This is a genomic window from Psychrobacillus faecigallinarum, assembly GCF_014836595.1.
Taxonomy (GTDB): Bacteria; Bacillota; Bacilli; order Bacillales_A; family Planococcaceae; genus Psychrobacillus; species Psychrobacillus faecigallinarum.
Genome location: NZ_JACSQO010000004.1, coordinates 166,190 through 185,619, shown reverse-complemented (window position 1 = coordinate 185,619; position 19,430 = coordinate 166,190). Strand labels below are relative to the sequence as shown.

General features: G+C 36.0%; 17 protein-coding genes. 15 read left to right on the top strand and 2 right to left on the bottom strand.

Translation table 11 applies throughout. From position 1 onward, the window contains the following. Nucleotides 1–94: 94 nt before the first annotated feature. Nucleotides 95–1,852, bottom strand: coding sequence for a glycoside hydrolase family 13 protein (locus H9650_RS10195; RefSeq protein WP_191697118.1), 1,758 nt, complete (start codon nucleotides 1,850–1,852; stop codon nucleotides 95–97). 322 nt (nucleotides 1,853–2,174) lie between these two features. Here H9650_RS10195 and H9650_RS10190 point away from each other — a divergent pair, with 322 nt between their 5' ends. The 8 genes from H9650_RS10190 to H9650_RS10155 all read left to right on the top strand — a co-directional run bounded on the left by H9650_RS10190 (nucleotide 2,175) and on the right by H9650_RS10155 (nucleotide 11,855). Then, nucleotides 2,175–3,467: an extracellular solute-binding protein gene (locus H9650_RS10190; RefSeq protein ID WP_191697117.1), complete on the top strand. Its 1,293-nt coding sequence runs from the start codon at nucleotides 2,175–2,177 to the stop codon at nucleotides 3,465–3,467. A gap of 132 nt (nucleotides 3,468–3,599) precedes the next feature. Next, entirely contained in the window at nucleotides 3,600–4,880 is a 1,281-nt protein-coding gene (locus H9650_RS10185; protein ID WP_144537180.1) for a carbohydrate ABC transporter permease, read from the top strand. A gap of 1 nt (nucleotide 4,881) precedes the next feature. After that, a complete protein-coding gene (locus tag H9650_RS10180) occupies nucleotides 4,882–5,724 on the top strand; it encodes a sugar ABC transporter permease (protein ID WP_144536394.1) in 843 nt (280 codons plus the stop codon). A 29-nt stretch (nucleotides 5,725–5,753) separates the two neighbouring features. Then, nucleotides 5,754–7,292 carry an alpha-amylase family glycosyl hydrolase gene (locus H9650_RS10175; protein ID WP_225216012.1) on the top strand — a complete coding sequence of 513 codons (1,539 nt, stop codon included), beginning with the start codon at nucleotides 5,754–5,756 and terminating at the stop codon, nucleotides 7,290–7,292. Between the two features lie 114 nt (nucleotides 7,293–7,406). Then, a complete protein-coding gene (locus H9650_RS10170; protein ID WP_144536397.1) occupies nucleotides 7,407–9,071 on the top strand; it encodes a glycoside hydrolase family 13 protein in 1,665 nt (554 codons plus the stop codon). Between the two features lie 135 nt (nucleotides 9,072–9,206). Then, nucleotides 9,207–10,250 carry a LacI family DNA-binding transcriptional regulator gene (locus tag H9650_RS10165; protein ID WP_144536399.1) on the top strand — a complete coding sequence of 348 codons (1,044 nt, stop codon included), beginning with the start codon at nucleotides 9,207–9,209 and terminating at the stop codon, nucleotides 10,248–10,250. A 143-nt stretch (nucleotides 10,251–10,393) separates the two neighbouring features. Continuing rightward, complete coding sequence (locus H9650_RS10160) at nucleotides 10,394–10,936, top strand: GNAT family N-acetyltransferase (protein ID WP_144536401.1); 543 nt, start codon at nucleotides 10,394–10,396, stop codon at nucleotides 10,934–10,936. A gap of 103 nt (nucleotides 10,937–11,039) precedes the next feature. Then, nucleotides 11,040–11,855, top strand: coding sequence for a ZIP family metal transporter (locus H9650_RS10155; RefSeq protein WP_144537184.1), 816 nt, complete (start codon nucleotides 11,040–11,042; stop codon nucleotides 11,853–11,855). A gap of 144 nt (nucleotides 11,856–11,999) precedes the next feature. Here the strand turns inward: H9650_RS10155 and H9650_RS10150 are convergent, their stop codons facing one another. Then, complete coding sequence (locus H9650_RS10150) at nucleotides 12,000–13,670, bottom strand: ribonuclease J (protein ID WP_191697116.1); 1,671 nt, start codon at nucleotides 13,668–13,670, stop codon at nucleotides 12,000–12,002. Between the two features lie 223 nt (nucleotides 13,671–13,893). Between H9650_RS10150 and H9650_RS10145 the strand changes: the two genes are divergently transcribed. The 7 genes from H9650_RS10145 to H9650_RS10115 all read left to right on the top strand — a co-directional run bounded on the left by H9650_RS10145 (nucleotide 13,894) and on the right by H9650_RS10115 (nucleotide 19,387). Then, nucleotides 13,894–14,187 carry a PadR family transcriptional regulator gene (locus H9650_RS10145; RefSeq protein WP_151113662.1) on the top strand — a complete coding sequence of 98 codons (294 nt, stop codon included), beginning with the start codon at nucleotides 13,894–13,896 and terminating at the stop codon, nucleotides 14,185–14,187. Further along, nucleotides 14,184–15,272, top strand: coding sequence for a DUF2812 domain-containing protein (locus H9650_RS10140; protein WP_191697115.1), 1,089 nt, complete (start codon nucleotides 14,184–14,186; stop codon nucleotides 15,270–15,272). Before H9650_RS10145 ends, H9650_RS10140 begins: the two co-directional genes overlap by 4 nt. Before the next feature lie 382 nt (nucleotides 15,273–15,654). Continuing rightward, nucleotides 15,655–16,710: a ribosome small subunit-dependent GTPase A gene (gene rsgA / locus H9650_RS10135; protein WP_191697114.1), complete on the top strand. Its 1,056-nt coding sequence runs from the start codon at nucleotides 15,655–15,657 to the stop codon at nucleotides 16,708–16,710. Nucleotides 16,711–16,746: 36 nt separating this feature from the next. Beyond that, nucleotides 16,747–17,730 (top strand): phosphotransferase enzyme family protein, encoded by a 984-nt coding sequence (locus H9650_RS10130; RefSeq protein WP_191697113.1) that lies wholly within the window; start codon nucleotides 16,747–16,749, stop codon nucleotides 17,728–17,730. Between the two features lie 260 nt (nucleotides 17,731–17,990). Further along, nucleotides 17,991–18,170, top strand: a complete 180-nt coding sequence (locus H9650_RS10125) for a hypothetical protein (RefSeq protein ID WP_191697112.1) — start codon at nucleotides 17,991–17,993, stop codon at nucleotides 18,168–18,170. A gap of 86 nt (nucleotides 18,171–18,256) precedes the next feature. Then, nucleotides 18,257–18,565, top strand: a complete 309-nt coding sequence (locus H9650_RS10120) for a serine hydrolase domain-containing protein (RefSeq protein ID WP_191697111.1) — start codon at nucleotides 18,257–18,259, stop codon at nucleotides 18,563–18,565. A 96-nt stretch (nucleotides 18,566–18,661) separates the two neighbouring features. Then, nucleotides 18,662–19,387, top strand: coding sequence for a serine hydrolase domain-containing protein (locus H9650_RS10115; protein ID WP_191697207.1), 726 nt, complete (start codon nucleotides 18,662–18,664; stop codon nucleotides 19,385–19,387). Nucleotides 19,388–19,430 lie beyond the last annotated feature (43 nt).

Below are 19,430 nucleotides of genomic sequence, written 5' to 3'. Positions count from 1 at the left end.
GACCTTATGTCACACCATCCTCTCTATATTTTTCTATTAGTTAGAGTTTATTGTACATACTAAACATTTTTTATTTGATTAATTGAAGTTATGCTCATACCACAACGCTTGCATTTTTCTTTATAATTGCGAAACCATAACCATTTAAGCTTATTGCGGTGCTATTGAAACTTTTAGTATCGCTATATAATAGATCATATTTGCTTGTTTGGTCTAAATCCAGGGCCTGCTCCGTTTGTGATGGATTAAATAATACAAGTAGAGAATAATCATCATTGAATTTCTCATAACCAAAAATACCATTTTCAGAAGAAGGACGGATAAATCTTACAGAGCCTTCGTTCGCAAGCAGCTTCTCTTGTTTTCTTAATTTAATAAGGGTTTTAATATGGGTTTTCATCTCCAGATTATGCTTTGATTCATCCCATTCCATACATTCTCTACAACCAGGGTCTTGACCACCAGTTAATCCGATTTCATCTCCATAATAGATACAAGGTGTCCCCATAAAGGTTAAAAGAACAGTGAAGATTTGTTTTGTTTTGTTAATATTGTTATCACATTCTGTTAATACTCTTGCCGTATCATGACTTCCAACAAGGTTAAAAGTATAGTCAAAAACATTTTTAGGATAGTTGTAATAAACTTGAGTAATATTTTCTACAAACTGTCGAGAACTAATGCTTTCATTTACTAAAAGATTAAATAGATTTGTTTTAAAGGGATAGTTCATGACCGCATCAAACTCATCTCCTCGAAGCCAAGGCATTGAATCATGCCAGATTTCTCCTAATATATATATATCTGGCTTAATATTTTTTACTACAGTTCTAAACTCTCGCCAGAAATGATGATCCACTTCATTAGCAACATCTAATCTCCAGCCGTCTATGTCATACTCCTCAATCCAGTAAGCTCCTACATCTAATAAGTATTTCTTTACTTCAGGATTAGCTGTATTTAGCTTTGGCATAGACTCTACAAAACCAAACGCCTCATAATTTGGTCTTTCTCCGCCTCGGACAGGGAAGTCATGAATATGGAACCATTCCTTATAACGAGAACTTTCTCCATTTATTAATACATCTTGAAAAGGGGGGAAGTAGTACCCACTATGATTGAAAACAGCATCTAGCATCACCTTGATGCCACGTTTATGACACTGTTTCACAAGAAGCTTTAAGGATTCTTTATCACCAAATTGAGGATCGATTTCTAAGTAGTTGATTGTGTCATACTTATGGTTGGAACTAGCTTGAAATACAGGTGTAAAATATATTCCATTAATACCTAAGTCACTTAAATAATCTAAATGTTGAATGACCCCGGCAAAATCCCCACCAAAAAAATTATTGATTGCAGGGGGCTCGGAACCCCATGCCTTAGCGGTTGGAGGATTAATAGAGGGATCACCGTTTGCAAAGCGCTCTGGGAAAATTTGATACCAAACAGTGTCTTTTACCCAGGAAGGGGCCTCAAAAATATCATTACTGTGCAAATATGGAAAACAAAAATAGTAGTCGGAATCATTAGGAGCTTCCGAGTAGAACCCTTTTTCTGTATAAACAATTTGCTCATCATTTGAAATTAACTTAAAGCCATAACGGATTCTATTCGTCTCAGAGAAAACCTTAATCTCCCAGTAATCATGCACTTCATCAGATCCTACCAAATACATTCTAGCCACGTTATATTTCCATTCTCCATTTTCCCAAATGTATGGATCTCCATGGATTAGTAATGCTTCGTTAAGATCATTTGCTTTCGTCTTTAAGCGTATATGCATTGTTTTTTCTTCTAATAGATACGCTAAGTTGTCTACCGGTCTATGAAATACAGCAGCTCTTTCCATATAACTCCCCTTTTCCAATTATCACTTCTACTAATTTGACTATATTTTTACACAAATAAAATATTTTTTTAAAAAATTTAAAAAAGTGTTTGTGTAAACTTACTTTAAATGTATAATAAAACCATAAGTTGTGCAATCGCTTTCATAAAATTTAGTTGAAATAATATTTTTCTATTTAACTTACATACCATGCAATAACAGGAATAAATAGAAAATTATTTTCATAGATAAATTTTATGTTAGCGTTTTCATTAAATTTATTGTGCAAACGGTTGTACAACTTTGGTAAAAAAGAGAGACACAAATTGGGAGGGGTAAAGAAATGAAAAAGTCACTATCATTCTTATCTATTTTGGTTCTACTGATGGCTATTTTAGCAGCATGTGGACCAGATAGAGAAACTAACACGGGCACGTCTACTTCAAACAATAATGAAAATGCTAGTAGCTCGGATGAACCTGCTAAACCAGAAAAGCTAATTGTATGGGAAGATACAGATAAATCTGTAGCCTTAAAACCTGCAATAGAGTCTTTTGAAAAAGAATATGGTATTAAAGTAGAATTCAAAGAATTAGGTATGGCTGATAAAATGCGTGATCAGCTTCGTATGGACGGTCCATCTGGAACTGGTGCAGATGTAGTTACTTTACCTCATGACCAAATCGGCCAGGTAGTAACAGAAGGTCTTATACAAGAAATTGAAGTAAGTGATGAAGTTCTATCAATCTTCAGTGATTCTTCTGTAAATGCACAAAAATACGATGGCAAGCTTTATGGGCTTCCTAAAGCGACTGAGACACCAGTATTCATCTATAACAAGGCATTAATGTCTGAAGCACCGGAAACTATGGATGAGGTATATGAGTTTTCAAAAGGTTTTACAGATGGCAAACAATTTGGATTTATCGCAACTTGGGATGATTTCTATTTTGCACATGGGGTAATTGCTGGTATGGGCGGATACGTTTTCAAGGAAAATGATGGCGCTCTTGACAGAGACGATATCGGTTTAAATAACGAGGGAGCAATTGAAGGAGCTTCTTACATTCAAAAATGGTATTCAGAAGGATTATTCCCTAAAGGAATTATTGGGGAAAGTGGTGGTTCTACTAGAGACGGTCTATTCAACGAAGGAAAAATTGCTTCAGTTATGAATGGTCCATGGTCTTTCCAAAGCATGAAGGATGCTGGAATAGATATCGGTATTTCAGCAATGCCAAAGCTTCCGAATGGTGAACCAATGAAAACGTTCATGGGAGTTAAAGGATGGCATGTAACTGCTTTTACAGAACATAAATACTGGTCTACTAAATTAGTCGAGTGGTTAACAAACGAAGAAAATGCAAAAATTCGTTTTGAAACTACACAAGAAATTCCACCAGTTAAAACACTAGTAGAAGATCCAATCATTGCAGATAACGAAGGAGCTAAAGCTGTAGCACTTCAATCTCAATATGCAGTTCCAATGCCAAACATTCCAGAAATGGCTGAAGTATGGAGTCCGGCTGCTTCTGCATTGCAAACTATTGCAACTGGAAAAGCTGAGCCTAAGGCCGCAATGGATGATGCAGTTAAAAACATCAAAACAAATATAGAAACAAATCACCCTAAATGATTTTAAATGATTTTTAATCGCAAAGGCATGTTTCCTACACGGGGGCATGGCTTTGCTTATATTTAAAGGATTGTGAATACAATTTTGAGAGAAAATACTCCTTTCAAAGGAAAGAAGGAGGCCGCATTAGCAATGGACAGTAATGCCACCAACAAACATAGAAAAACAGCTGGGTTATTATCGATTATTCCAGGCATTGGTCAGTTTTACAATAAACAATATGTTAAAGGAATCATTTTCTTAGTTTTAACAGCCGCATTTTTTAGTAGTTTTTATCAAACTCTTAATTGGGGCTTTTGGGGATTGTTCACACTTGGAGAAATACCAGGTCTAGACCACTCCGTATTCTTATTAGTAGATGGAGTCATAGCTTTGCTAGTAGCAGCAATCGGTTTAGGTATTTATGCATTTAACATTTACGATGCGTATAACAACGGAAAAAAAAGAGATAAAGGCTTCGAGTTAAACAGTGTAAGAGAGCAATATCATAATTTAATAGACAATGGTTTTCCTTATCTTATGATTTCCCCTGGTTTTTTACTGTTAATCTTTGTTGTAATTTTCCCTATCTTTTTCGTAATATTACTTTCTTTTACTAACTATGATTTATACCACACGCCACCGGCTAAATTAGTCGATTGGGTAGGAATACAAAACTATATTGATATTTTCAAACTAGAGTTATGGCGCTCTACTTTCTTTAGTGTTCTTGGATGGACGATTGTATGGACTTTTGGAGCAACAACAATCCAGGTAGCAATCGGTATATTCCTCGCAGTTGTGATTAACCAAAAGGATTTAAAAGGAAAAGCTGTTTTCCGTACGATTTTAATACTTCCTTGGGCAGTACCAGCATTTATCTCGATTTTGATATTCTCTGGAATGTTCAATGAATCATTCGGAGTAATAAATGATGGCATACTAAGCTTTTTTGGAATAGATCCTGTCCCATGGATGACTTCTGAAATGTGGACCCGTATCGCCTTAATAGGTATACAATCGTGGCTTGGATTTCCTTTTATATTTGCTATGACAACTGGTGTTCTACAGTCTATTCCTGATGAACTATATGAGGCAGCTAACGTGGATGGTGCTTCTATTTGGCAAAAGTTTCGAAGCATCACATTACCGATGGTACTTTATGCGACTGCTCCGATTTTAATCACGCAATATACATTTAACTTTAATAATTTCAACGTAATTTTCTTATTCAACGGCGGTGGGCCAGCATTGCCTGGGCAAAATGCTGGAGGTACAGACATTTTAATCTCATGGATTTACAAGTTAACGATGACTTCCGCTCAGTATGGTAAAGCTGCAGCCATAACGATGCTATTATCCTTAGTTGTTGTAGCCGTTGCCCTATGGCAGTTTAAACGCACAAATTCATTTAAAGAGGAGGATATGATGTGATATGAATATGAAGACTGAAAAAATCATCAGACTGACACTTTCATACTTTATTCTCCTGGTAGCTGCTGTAGTTGTTATTTATCCACTTCTTTGGGTTATTGGTTCATCACTCAATCCGGGTCAAAGTCTTTCGGGATCTACCATGTTTCCTGAAAATCCGACTTTTAAACATTACTTAGACCTGTTCGATATGGAAAACTCTAACTATGTACTTTGGTATATCAACTCAATGAAAATTAGCTTGATCACAATGGCTTTAGCTGTAATTAGTGTATCTCTAACTGCATACGCCTTCTCTAGATACCGATTTGTCGGCCGTAAGAATGGACTATTAACGTTCTTAGTACTTCAAATGATCCCTAACTTTGCAGCTCTTATAGCAATTTTTGTTCTTGCACAAAGAACAGAACTTTTAGATACTCATTTAGGATTAATCCTAATTTATACAGGTGGGCAAATCCCTATGAATACATGGCTTATGAAGGGATATTTAGATACTATCCCTAAAGAGCTTGATGAATCTGCAAGGATGGACGGCGCAAGTCACCTTCGTATATTCTGGCAAATCATTATGCCATTAGCTAAGCCAATTATTGCCGTAGTTGCTTTGTTCTCCTTTATAGCACCGTTCGGAGACTTTATACTTGCTCGTGTAATGCTACGCTCCGAGGAAAAATTTACGATGGGCGTAGGACTGTATGAATTAGTATCTAAGCAATTTGGTAATGAGTTTACGACATTTGCAGCTGGTTCCGTTTTAATCGCAATTCCTATAACAATTTTGTTCTTAACTTTCCAAAAGTATTTTATCTCTGGATTAACTGCTGGTGGAACAAAAGGCTGACAATAGTTCATGGAAATTGGCGGGGGTGTATGACTATAAAAAGGTGTTTACAATTACTAATATTGCTAGTGCTTTTAGTTAGCTTCAATCCCTATCATGCTTCTGCTAATGTAGATACTACAATGCAGGATGAGGCTGTCTATATGATTATGGTGGACAGATTTAATAATGGTGACACTTCAAATGATAAGGACGCTAACCTAGATGATCCTTATGCCTATCATGGTGGGGATTTTAAAGGAATAATGGATAAGCTAGATTATATAAAAGAAATGGGTTTTACAGCTATTTGGCTGACACCCATCTTCGAGAACACTCCAAAAGGGTACCATGGATATTGGACAAAAGATTATTATAAAACTAACGAGTACTTCGGTACAATGGAAGAATTTAAAGCGTTAGTACAAGAAGCTCATGAAAGAGACTTAAAGATTATCTTAGATTTTGTTGTGAATCATGTTGGACCGAATCATGAATGGCTAAATGATCCCTCTAAGGAAGAGTGGTTTCATCCAAATCAGCCAATTTCTAATTGGAATGACCAAGCTGAAGTTGAGAACGGATGGTTGTATGACCTCCCTGATTTAAATCAAAGTAATCCAGAAGTAGCTGCCTACTTGATAGAAGCTGCAAAGTGGTGGATCAAGGAAACCGATATAGACGGTTATCGTTTAGATACAGTTAAGCATGTACCTAAGGAATATTGGTTCGATTTCTCCAGTGCTATTAAAGCTGAAAAGGAGAACTTTTATCTTATAGGTGAGGTATGGCATGATAATCCAAATGTAATTGCTGAATATGAAGAAACAGGGATTGATGGCTTTTTTGATTTTTCTCAAAATGATAGCCTTCGTACAGCTTTTGAGAAATCTAACCAATCACTTGGCTGGTTATTTTCAAACGTCGAAAGAAACGAAAAATTATTTAATCGTTCCAATTTTCTCGGCCAATTTATTGATAACCATGACATGACTAGATTTAGTAATTTGGTACTTAACCAAAAAGAAGAGCCTAAATCTCAACTCAAGAAGAGTCTTACTTATTTGTACACCGCTCCTGGTATACCGATAATTTATTATGGGACTGAAATAGCGATGGATGGCGGAAATGACCCTGACAATCGAAGAATGATGCAATTTGATAGTGAAAACAATTTAGTTGACTATATTTCCAAACTTGGGTCGTTAAGGACAGAACATCTTTCCCTTACAAGAGGAAAAATGGAGGTCCTTCACGAGGATGAAGGAATAGCTATATATTCTAGAGTGTATGAAGAAGAAACAATTGTGGTGGCTATTAATAACACTTCAGAGCAACAAAGGGTCGTTCTAGAGGGAAAGCTGGAAAATGGAAAAAGATTAATGAGCTTGCTGTCGGACTCTGTAATTAAATCCAACGGCAACCAGTACACGATTAATATAGAAAGCGGTCAATCAGAAATATACGAGCTAACGGAGAAAGCCGACACTAACTGGTTGTTTATAGTCTTATCTTCAGCCGTATTAGGTTCATTTATATTAATTCTCACATTGGGAATTAGAGAAGTTAAAAAACGATCAGTATTTTAGTTTATGCTAACCCTCTCTGTATACCGCGGATAGCATGATGCTATCACTCGGATAGCCGATTGGTTGTGGCTACATATACTTAAAAAAGTTCAAGCGAGAGGAGTTTTTCATTACATGAAGAGAAATTGGTGGAAAGAAGCAGTCAGCTATCAGGTATACCCTAGAAGCTTTATGGATAGTAACGGGGACGGAATAGGTGATCTGCGTGGAGTAATCTCAAAACTAGATTACTTGAAGGATTTAGGTATAGACGTAATATGGGTATCTCCATTTTACAAATCTCCAAATGCCGATAATGGTTACGATATAAGTGATTACCAAGGTATTTCAGAGCAGTATGGAGACATGAAGGATTTTGATGAGTTATTGGCAGAAACTCATGCCCGTGACATGAAACTTATTCTAGATCTTGTTATTAATCATACAAGTGACGAGCATCCTTGGTTTGTTGAATCACGTTCTTCTATAGATAACCCAAAAAGAGATTGGTATATATGGAGAGACGGTAAAGGTACTGAGCCGCCAAACAATTGGGAGAGTATTTTTTCTGGTAGTGCTTGGGAATACGATACAGCGACAGCGCAGTATTATATGCACCTTTTTGCCATTAAACAACCAGACTTAAATTGGGAAAACAAAGAAGTAAGAATAGCATTACATAAGATGGTCAATTGGTGGTTGGACAAAGGAATCGATGGTTTTCGTGTAGACGCTATCAGTCATATTAAAAAACGTGAGGGTTTTCCTGATATGCCAAATCCAGAAGGCAATCAGTACGTTTCCTCATTTGACATGCATACTAACCAACCAGGTATACAGACATTCCTAAGCGAATTAAAAGAAGAAACGTTCGCAAAATATGATATTATGACGGTCGGAGAAGCTAATGGCGTTGGTATAGACGAGGCAGACGAATGGGTTGGTGAGACAAACGGGAAGTTTGATATGATTTTTCAGTTTGAACACCTTGGACTTTGGAATAAGGATAAAAATAAGACTGTTGATGTGCTCGGACTTAAAAAAACACTAACAAAATGGCAAAAGGGACTTCACGAAAGAGGTTGGAATGCACTCTTTCTAGAAAACCATGACCAAACAAGAAGTGTTTCTAGCTGGGGAAATGACCAGGAATATTGGAATGAAAGTGCAAAAATGCTGGGTGCTTGTTATTTCTTAATGCAGGGTACACCTTTTATCTATCAGGGCCAAGAAATTGGTATGACGAATGTTCAGTTCCCTTCTATAGAAGATTATGACGATATCGGTATGCAAAATTTTTATGAGATCGAAATTGCAAAAGGTCGTCCTCATTTGGAAGTAATGGAAACCATTTGGACAAACGGAAGGGACAACTCACGAACTCCAATGCAATGGGATAATTCTGAGAATGCTGGATTTACAAGTGGTACTCCATGGATGAACGTTAACCCAAACTATTCTAATATTAATGTACAGGCTCAGCTTAAGGATGAGAATTCCATCTATCACTTCTTTAAAAATATGATTAAGCTTCGCAAGGAAAATGAAGTTTTTGTATATGGCTCTTATGATCTATTATTAGAAAATGACCCAGATGTATATATCTATAAACGTTGTCTGAATGAAAAGACAGCAGTTGTCCTATGCAACTTCCGTAACAAAACGGTAGAAGTTAATCTACACGAGTTGGAGCAAAAGGATTACCATCTTATGTTAAGCAATTATAAAAAAACACCTGATTCACTAACAGAGAAAGTGATATTAAAGCCATACGAAACGAGAATATATTTGTCAAAGTAAGAAAGCTCTGATGAATAGATACAGTCACTAACAATTGGTCATATGACTTAATTGGGCTAGTTAATAATAACACTTATCTATATAATTATATTTTACAGAAACATTATGAAAACAGAAAAAGAGTGGTGATATCCTGTGGCAATTACGATTAAAGATGTAGCAAAATTAGCAAATGTCGCTCCCTCAACCGTCTCTCGGGTAATTGCCAATAATCCCCGGATTAGTGAGAAGACAAAGAAGTGTGTTAGAGAAGCAATGGAGCAGCTAGGATATCATCCTAATTTTATTGCACGTAGTCTTGCTAGCCAATCGACAAAGGTAATCGGTCTAGTATTGCCTCCATCGACTGGTGCATTCTTTCAAAACCCATTCTTTGCTGAGGTTATGCACGGATTAAGTGAAGGAGTGCATGAAAAGCATTATGCACTTCAGATGACTACTGGAACGACTGAGGAAGAACTATTCAATGGTGTAGTGCAGATGGTTCAGGGGGGTAGAGTGGATGGAATTATACTCCTTTACTCTCGAATCAATGACGATATCTTAAACTATTTGAGATCTAGAAACTTTCCATTTGTAATGATTGGGAAGCCTTATGAGCATGTGGCAAAAATCACTCATGTAGATAATGATAACTTCCTAGCAGCGAAAGAGGCAACAGAGTACCTTATCGGTCTTGGACATGAGAATATCGGCTTTATCGGGGGCAGTCCTAACCTCACAGTAACTTTGGACAGACTCCATGGCTATAAGGCAGCTCTGCAAGAAAATGATATATCTTTGCAAGAAGATTATATTATACATTCTGAACAATTTCTAAGAGAGGGTGGCCAGAAAGCAGTAAGTAAACTTTTCTCGGGTACCATTTCTCCTACAGCGTTAATCGTTACAGATGACTTGATAGCGCTAGGAGTTGTAAACTCTCTTACAGAAATGGCAATTGACATTCCGAGTCAGGTTTCCATTATAAGCTTCAATAATGCTTTGTTTGCGGAAATGTCTCGTCCACCTCTAACATCCATTAATATCAACATAGTTGAATTAGGATATCAGGCAGCCAGAAGCCTGATTCAGGTGTTGGAGAATGAAAATGAACCAGTAAAGCGTATTATCATTCCGCATCAACTAGTAGTTCGTAACTCATGTGCAGTGTCACAAAAAAACGTTTTCGAAAGATAGTAGTCCATTTTAAAAAGTAAAATGGTTATCCGAATAATTTGGATAACCATTTTTATGTTTGATAATATTATTATGTAAACAAATAAAATATTTCCATTATTGTAAAGTTAATTTATAATGCTCTATAAGGAGGGAGATATACTATGTTTACATTTAATATTGACGAAAAAACTAAACTAAAAATGCTAGATTTACGGGACTCGGAACAAGTGTTCGATTTGACTATCATGTCCAAGGATACATTAAAGGAATGGTTACCTTTTATTGATTTTACAAAAACTGTTTCTGACACGGAGAATTTCATCAAATCTACTATGAAACAGTTTAGTGAAAATAATGGAATCCAAGCAGGGATTTGGTATGAAGACAATCTTGCTGGTATAATTGGTTTTCATAAAATTGACTGGAACAACAAATCTACGAGCATTGGATATTGGTTGGGCGATGCCTTTGTTGGCTATGGTCTAATGACTAAATCAGTAAAGGCATTTGTAGATTATGCATTAATCGATTTAGGATTAAATCGTGTAGAAATCCGAGCTGCGGTTGAGAATAAGAAAAGCAGAGCAATTCCTGAAAGACTTGGGTTTACCCATGAGGGAACTATTCGTCAATCAGAGTGGCTATACGACCATTATGTCGATCATGAGGTCTACGGCATGCTAGCAGCCGATTGGAAGAAATAATGATTTAAATAACCAGGTTGGTACCGTTTAATTTCTTTATTATTAAATTCTCTACAAAATCATATAGTGATAATAAAAGAAGACAAAGAAGGGACAGGAAATGATGATTGCGTACATATCCACGCTTAGCCCAGTTATGCAGGCATTATTAGCAACTTTGTTTACTTGGGGAATGACAGCGCTAGGCGCCTCCCTAGTGTTTACAACAAAGACAGTAAACCAAAAATTAATGGATGGTATGCTTGGCTCTGCTGGCGGAATAATGATTGCAGCAAGCTTTTGGTCGCTTCTTTCCCCTGCTATAGAGATGTCAAAAGAAGGCCCTTTTCCAGTTTGGTTTCCAGCAGCTGCTGGATTCCTCTTGGGTGGATTTTTCCTTTGGATCGCAGATAAAATCATCCCCCATATGCACCCTTCCTCTCACACCAATCAAACCGAAGGGATTAATCCGAAGGGGAAAAGAAGAAGTACACTGCTTGTCTTTGCAATCACTTTACATAATATTCCGGAAGGCCTAGCTGTCGGTGTCGCTTTTGGAGCAGTTGCAGCTGGTCTCGATTCAGCGTCTTTAACTGCAGCTGTAGCTCTAGCAATCGGAATTGGTATTCAGAACCTTCCTGAGGGTGCAGCGGTTGCAATGCCTCTAAGAAGAGAGGGGATGTCTCGTAGAAAGAGCTTCTTTTATGGACAATTCTCTGGAATGGTAGAACCAATTGCTGCAATTATCGGTGTCTTAGCAGTGTCCTTTATGTCTCCAATCTTACCTTTTGCTCTTGCATTCGCAGCTGGTGCTATGATTTTTGTTGTAGTGGAGGAGGTAATTCCTGGTTCACAGGAATACGGAAACGGAGATTTGGCAACTGTTTGCTTGATGATTGGATTTACAATTATGATGATTCTAGATGTAGCTTTTGGATGATGCCAAATAGGGTGAACGGTCATAATTTTTTTTATCCGGTCATAAAAGATCTCTGAACGGTTATAAATCTTGCCTATCCGGTCATAAAAAATTCTATCCGATAAAAAATCAACGCATCCTTTTTACTAGGATGCGTTGATTAGTTTAAATTTCAATAATAATAGGCAAAATCATCGGTTTTTTCTTTGTTCGTTTGTAAATCAAGTTTTCTACGGAGTTTTTAATATTCTTTTTGAGGGTACGTTGGTTTTTATTGTTATCCCATTTTTCTACAGTAGTGCGTACATTTTGATTGATAGAGTTAATAAGCTCTTCTGAATCTGGTCCATATACAAAGCCTCTTGTAAGAGTATCTGGACCATTCCATATTTTCTTCAGCCCTTTTTGTAGGCTTACGACTATAACAATCATTCCATCTCCAGCAAGAACCCTGCGGTCACGAAGAATTATTTCTCCTACATCTCCTATACCGGAGCCGTCCACAAAAACATCACCGGCCTCTATCGAGCGAGTTTGTATGACCTCATTTTCGTTAATAATATCGACAACATCCCCATTGTTCAGTAAAAATATATTGGAACGCTTAACACCGATGGACTGAGCGAGCTCTCTGTGAATATGCAGCATGCGATATTCACCATGTATAGGGATAAAATACTTTGGCTTCATCAAGGTCAGCATGAGCTTCAGCTCTTCTTGGTAAGCATGGCCAGATACATGCATCCCTGTTGCGCTTCCTGAACCATATATTACATTCGCTCCTAGGCGCAATAGATTGTCTACAACCCTCGTAACATTCGTTTCATTTCCAGGGATAGGGCTAGAAGAAAAGATTACTGTATCTTCTGGGAGAACTTCTAATTTACGGAACCGAGAGCTGGCTAGTCGAGAAAGAGCTGCCATTGGCTCACCTTGTCCACCTGTACAAAGAATCGCCACTTCTTCTGGTGACATTGAAGGAACCTCGCTTTCCTCTAGCAACATTCCTTCTGGTATTTTTAAATATCCTCGCTGAGTCGCTACCCTAACTACATTTACCATGCTTCTTCCAAGTAAAAGAATCTTTCTGTTGTTTCTAATGCAAGTGTCAACTATTTGCTGTACCCTGTGTACGTTTGAAGCGAAAGTAGTAATGAAAATTTTGCGAGTTGCCTTTCTAAAGGTTTCATCCAAATGTTCTTCTATTAGCCTTTCCGACGGGGAAGAGCCAGGTCGCTCTGCATTCGTACTTTCTGAAAGTAGCAATAGTACTCCCTCCTGACCAATTGCTGCCATACGATGTATATCTGCAGCTTGCTTATCCACGGGAGTCCAATCAAATTTAAAGTCTCCTGTATGCACAATTGTGCCAAGTGGCGTTTGAAAGGCTATACCAAGGCAATCTGGTATGCTGTGGCTCGTGCGAAAAAAGGTTGTCCGAATAGTACCCAGCCTTAAGACATTATCCTCGTCTATCATAAAAAGCTTGCTATCTCGAAGAATTCCATGCTCCTTTAACTTAATTTCAATCAAACCGAGCGTCAGATTTGTGGCATAAACGGGTACATTCAACTGTTTTAAAAAGTAAGGTATTCCACCAATATGATCCTCATGCCCGTGTGTGACGATCAAACCACGTATTCTTTCCTCGTTTTCTTTTAGATAAGTGATGTCAGGGATGATTAAATCTACTCCTGGAAGACTTTCATCGGGAAATTTACCTCCACAGTCAATTATTACAATGTCATCGTATGATTCAATAACATACATGTTTTTTCCAATTTCATTTATACCGCCAAGCGCAAACACGGAAACGGTAGAATTTTTTGTATTCAAAAAAATACCTCCCTCATAAATAAACTATTTAAAGTATGAACTTTAAAAGCTTATTTATGAGGGAAAATCATGAAAGAAATTTTTATATTGCTTAACTAGTAAATATTAGGTTAAATTTTACATGTTTTGCTTGGCAAATATGTCACGTCGTGATATAGTCGTGTTGTGACATAGTACAAGAGGGTGGAGCAGCTTGGATAAATTAATCAAGAAATACATACCAATGACGGAAACAGCTTTCTATATACTTTTTTCATTGACTGAGCCACGGCATGGTTATGGAATTATCAAAAGAGTAGAAGAACTGACTAACGGCAGACTACATTTAGGATCTGGCACTATTTATGGAACGCTCACTAAAATGCAGAACGATGAAATGATTACTGTATTCTCGGACGAAAAGAGAAAAACAATTTATGAAATTACCGAGCTTGGCAAGGTTATCATTCGGAAGGAAATGGAGCGTTTAAAAGAAGTACATAGCAATATTTTGCTTTATGAGGGGGAGTTCGATTGAAACAGTTCAAATTATTTTGGAGCTATCGTATATCATACACTGAACGTTGGCTAGAAAGGATGGCTTATAAAGGCTATATACTCAAAGACATTAACAGATTCACACGGATATTTACGTTTGATAAAACTGTGCCTCCTAACAAGGTTACCTTTTCAATACAATATAATTCCGGAGCGTTATCAGAAAGCTTAAAAAGCGATGGCTGGCAGGAGCATTCAACTACCGGTAAATGGGGTATTTTAAAAAATGAAGATATAATTGTTTCTTTTTATCCCTCCCGTGAAAGCTTGTTCAAAAGGATTCGTTTGCATGCGTATTTATTTCTTATGCTGTCCATATTTTATTTATCAACTGGCCCTATTAACTTGTTAATTTTTGAAACCATAAATACTAATGACCCTAATTATGCAGCACTTATTATTCCCGTACTAGTATTCTTGGCTTTAGCAGGACTATCGACTTTTGTTTTCATTTCCTATAGAACTTTTGAGAAAAAAACTTTTAATCTTAAGGACGAAATAAAATACGATAGAAAAAAAATAAGGAAAATTCGATTAGCATGGATGTATCAGCCACTCCAGACTAAAATATGGTTGGATGAGATGCATCATAAGGGCTACGAGCTTGAAAGTGTATTTGCTACAATCTTTTCTTTTGTTCCCTCTAGGCACGAAAAGATTGCATATGAGGTTACATTTGAACCAAAACTTAAATCTGATTATTATATAATTCATAAAGAAATAGGATGGAAACTAAAATATACATCTAATATGTCTCTATTAAATTACTCTATTTGGGCGATGCCTTATGACGAGGCTAATAATAAACCAGCATTCTCCTATGACGTATCAGAAAAGCGACTCCAAATAAAAAAAGCCTTTAGGATGAATATGACAATCGCTATATTCTTGTTGTTTGTATTAGCACAGTCCATGTATATGCAATGGGTTCTTGACACAGATTCTTCTACAATTAATACTGTTTTAAAGTACCTTTTAACATGTATGACTATTTTTTGGATATTATTATCTGTCAAAATCATCACTGGATATAGGAAAGAAAAAAATTTACTAAAAGAATCCTAGAAATAGGATTCTTTTTTTTTTCTTCCAAGGAATTTTGCCATTGGACAAGATAAGTTATTGATTTATCAATAATTGAAATGGTATAATTTTCTTACAATTACTGAAGGGAGTGAGATTAAGCAATGACTAATTTAATGAAGATAACCTTGGAATTATATTTATTGCATCTCACTCATGCGGACTAAGTTATTAGGCTTTTGAACTTATTAATATAGGACATGTCAAGAGAGAAAATTGACTTTTTGTAAAGAAGAACGGAATGTCTAGTCACAGGGTTATTTTATATATCCTGTGGCTTTTTTCGTGTGAGTACAAAATATATTAAATAAATATAATTCCAGTTGTTCTTCTCCAAATTTATAACTAACTGGGGGCAAAATTAATGGAACCACATTTACTAGGTTGGAATGCAAATTTTGATGAATATTTTAGACCTTATAAAATAAAAGGTCTAAGAGCTGGTAGAGTGACATGCAAAATAAAAGATAATTATCTTGTAACATTTGAAGAGAAATCAATTACAGCTAGAATAACAGGAAGGTTTAGACATAATGCTCAATTAAATAAAGATTTTCCGGCAGTTGGAGATTGGGTAGTGTACGAAATTAAAAATAGTAATCCTCATGCTTTCATTCACGCTATTTTACCGAGAGAAAACGCTTATGTAAGGAAGCTTCCTATCTCTGGTGGGAGAAAATTAAATAATGGTGTTATTGGAGGAGGAAAAACAGAAGAACAAGTAATAGCTTCAAACATTAATACAGCATTTATCGTAGTTGGCTTAGATAATAATTTTGAAATTCGACGTATAGAAAGATTTTTAACTTTGATTTATAACAGTGGAATTGAACCAGTAGTTATTTTAAACAAAGTAGACTTATGTATTAATATTGCCGAATATATAAATCAAGTGAAAGAAATAGCAAATAAAGTAACTGTTCATTCTGTCAGTGCAGAAAAAAATGTAAATATGGACGTTTTCTTTAAATATTTAATGTGTGGAAAGACAGTTATATTTCTTGGATCATCTGGAGTAGGAAAATCAACAATAACTAATTTCTTGGTGGGTAATGAAATACAAAAAATACAGTCTATTAGTAAATTAACGGGCAAAGGAAAGCATACAACTACAAATTGTGAACTTATTTCCCTTCAAACTGGTGGCATAATCATAGATACCCCTGGTATAAGAGAATTGCAGCTATGGGGAGATGTAGAGATACTTGAGCAAAGTTTTGAGGAAATCAAACAACTGAGTTACTATTGTAAATTTAAGAATTGTCAACATCGAAAAGAACAGGGCTGTGCCATTCAAAAAGCCATAAATGATAAACGTCTAAGTCAAAGCAGAGTTAATAGTTATAAAAAACAGTTAGCTGAATTACAAAGATTAGATACAAGGAGAAGAGATTTCAAGAAAAAATTAAACAAAAAATGATGCAATATAACTTTAAGTAAAGGGAGTTGTCAGTTTATGTTGAAATTGAAATATCTTTTTAAAAATGAGGATTTAGCAGAAATGTTGTTGAGAAATTGGGAATTTGATGAACGCTCTCTTGAAATGTTCAAGTACTACAGAATATCTTCAAATGCTATTTATCCATTTCAAGCCAAAGGCAAAACTCAATTTTTAAGATTTTCTCCAAAAACGGAGAAATTCGAAGAAAATATTTTAGCAGAATTGGACTTTATTTCATACCTTCGATCCAAAAAGTATGGAGCAGTAGAAACTGCTGTATCAAAGAATGGGAAGGAGCTCGTCAAATTACAAACTCCATGGGGCGTATACTTTGCCTCTGTATTTAAACGTGTTGTAGGTGTGCAAATCATCAAGACCGATTTAAGTGACACAGTTATTTTCAATTATGGAAAAGCTTTAGGAAAGCTCCATCAGTTATCCAGTGAGTATAAAACTTCACAATACAAACGATGGTCATATAGCGACGTATTAAATTGGATTCACAATATTCTAGTTGATTTTCCTCTCGAAAAATCTGCATTGAAGGAAACCCTGTTATTACAAGATTATTTTGACTCAATTCCTAAGACAAACAACAATTTTGGACTGATTCATTATGATTTTGAATTTGATAATGTATTCTATGATGAAGAGTATAACTCTTGTAACGTTATTGATTTTGACGATGCCATGTATCACTGGTATGTAATGGATATCGAGCAATCACTTGATAGTTTACAGGATTGTATTCTGCCTGATATTTTTCAGCAGAAAAAAGAAAGCTTTTTGGACGGATATCGTACTGAATTTGAGATATCAGAAGATATGATGTCAATAATGCCAGCTTGTAGACGATTTGCAAATTTGTATAGTTATGTGCGCATTCTACGATCTGCGGAAGAAAAGTGGGACCAGGAACCGGAATGGTTAGCAGGTTTAAGAAAGAAATTAACAGAAGCTATGAAGAATAAATCATTGTGTTTTGGAATGGAAATATAATATTAGCCTTTTTATAGACCGACCATCGTAACATCCTCTAAACGAGGGACGGACTAATAAATCAACAAGTTATATTTGACTAAAAAGCCTGATTTCCTTCTATTTTATAGAGAAAAAGGCTTTTATACTTGATATTAACTTAAAGTAAATCCACATTTTACTGATGTCATTTTCATTAACCTTAAAATTCGAAACTTTCTCAATATTTTTCCGTATGTGTATTAAGTGAACATACTATATCTGATGAAGGAGAGGATGTTATGCATTGGATTATGTGGATTTTTTGGGGTTTCTTTGCTGCTATCATAATAGGTGCCTATCTCGTAGATCGGTTAAGTAGTAGGAATTATAACTTAACGCATAAGAAGACAATGAATCAAGTAGCCGCTCAAGTCAACTCAGACAGAGAGGTAGATCGTTACAACAACCAATTGTTCTAACTATATAAAAATGCAGCATAGGGTGTGGCATTAACCAAAAAGGAGCACTTTAATTAGAAAATTTAGCAATATGTAGGGAGCAAATAATGAAAACAATTGATAAAAAGATAGAAGAAATAAACAGTTTAATAAATGGAGTCATAGAAGAACAAGGAGTCGGGATTACTGTCTCTATAGTTAAAAAAGATGAACTAATTTTTGCAAAAGGATACGGTTACGCTCAGTTGGAGCCTACTACGAGCCTAATTGATGAAAATACAATCATGAGTATTCAAAGTGTAACAAAAAACTTTGTAGCAGTCTGCATTACGAAGCTTGTTGAAAAGGGCAGCATCCAACTCGATACACCAATCATTAAGTATTTGCCTTATTTCAGAACAAAAGTAAATACTTAAGCGATCAAATAACTGTAAAACATGTTTTAAGCCATACAACAGGCTTTCCAGCTGATTTAGGTATAGCCCAATTTAGTTGCTCCAAATGTTAAAGAAATCTATTCAGACACACCTACTGAATGGGATGAGGCTTTAGCCTATTATAGGTTAGTAGAAGATGAATTAACTAGTATCCATACTAGAGAGGATATCACTAGGTGGTTTCGAAAAGTTAAGCTAGAATCACCCCCTGGACATGATTGGAACTATTGTACAGATGCATATGTTATTTTGGGAGATTTAATCGAGAAGGTTACCGGAGAAAGCTGGGAGACTTTCCTTCAAAATCAGTTCTTAACACCACTACAAATGACGCGAACTACTACAGATACAAATATCATTCTGACTGACAATAATTACGCAAAATATTATTTAGGTACCGACAAGGTTGAAACCCCTTATCCAACGAATTCTTTGGCTGCTCCAATAGGCTTTCTTTACTCTACAGCAACAGATTTGGCCAAGTATATGTCCTTTCATTTGAACTACAGTTCAAGTGAACAGCTTGAAAATACTCTCAAAAAGCAAATGCAAAATCCTGTATGTCGAGTGTCAGAAGAGTGGGATAATGAAACTAATACATGTTTTTATGGATTAGGCTGGTTTATCGAGGACTATAAGGGAAAAACCATCATCGAGCACGGCGGGGGACAGATGGCTGTAAGGGCATTAATCTCATTAATTCCAGAGGAAAACATTGGGGTAGCTGTTCTATTGAATTTTGATAGCACCGTCCATCGTTATATTAGCAGTAAAATCATAGATATTTTGCTAGATTTATAGATAAGAAAACCAATTTAAGGATGATTTTAAACATAGTTCTATT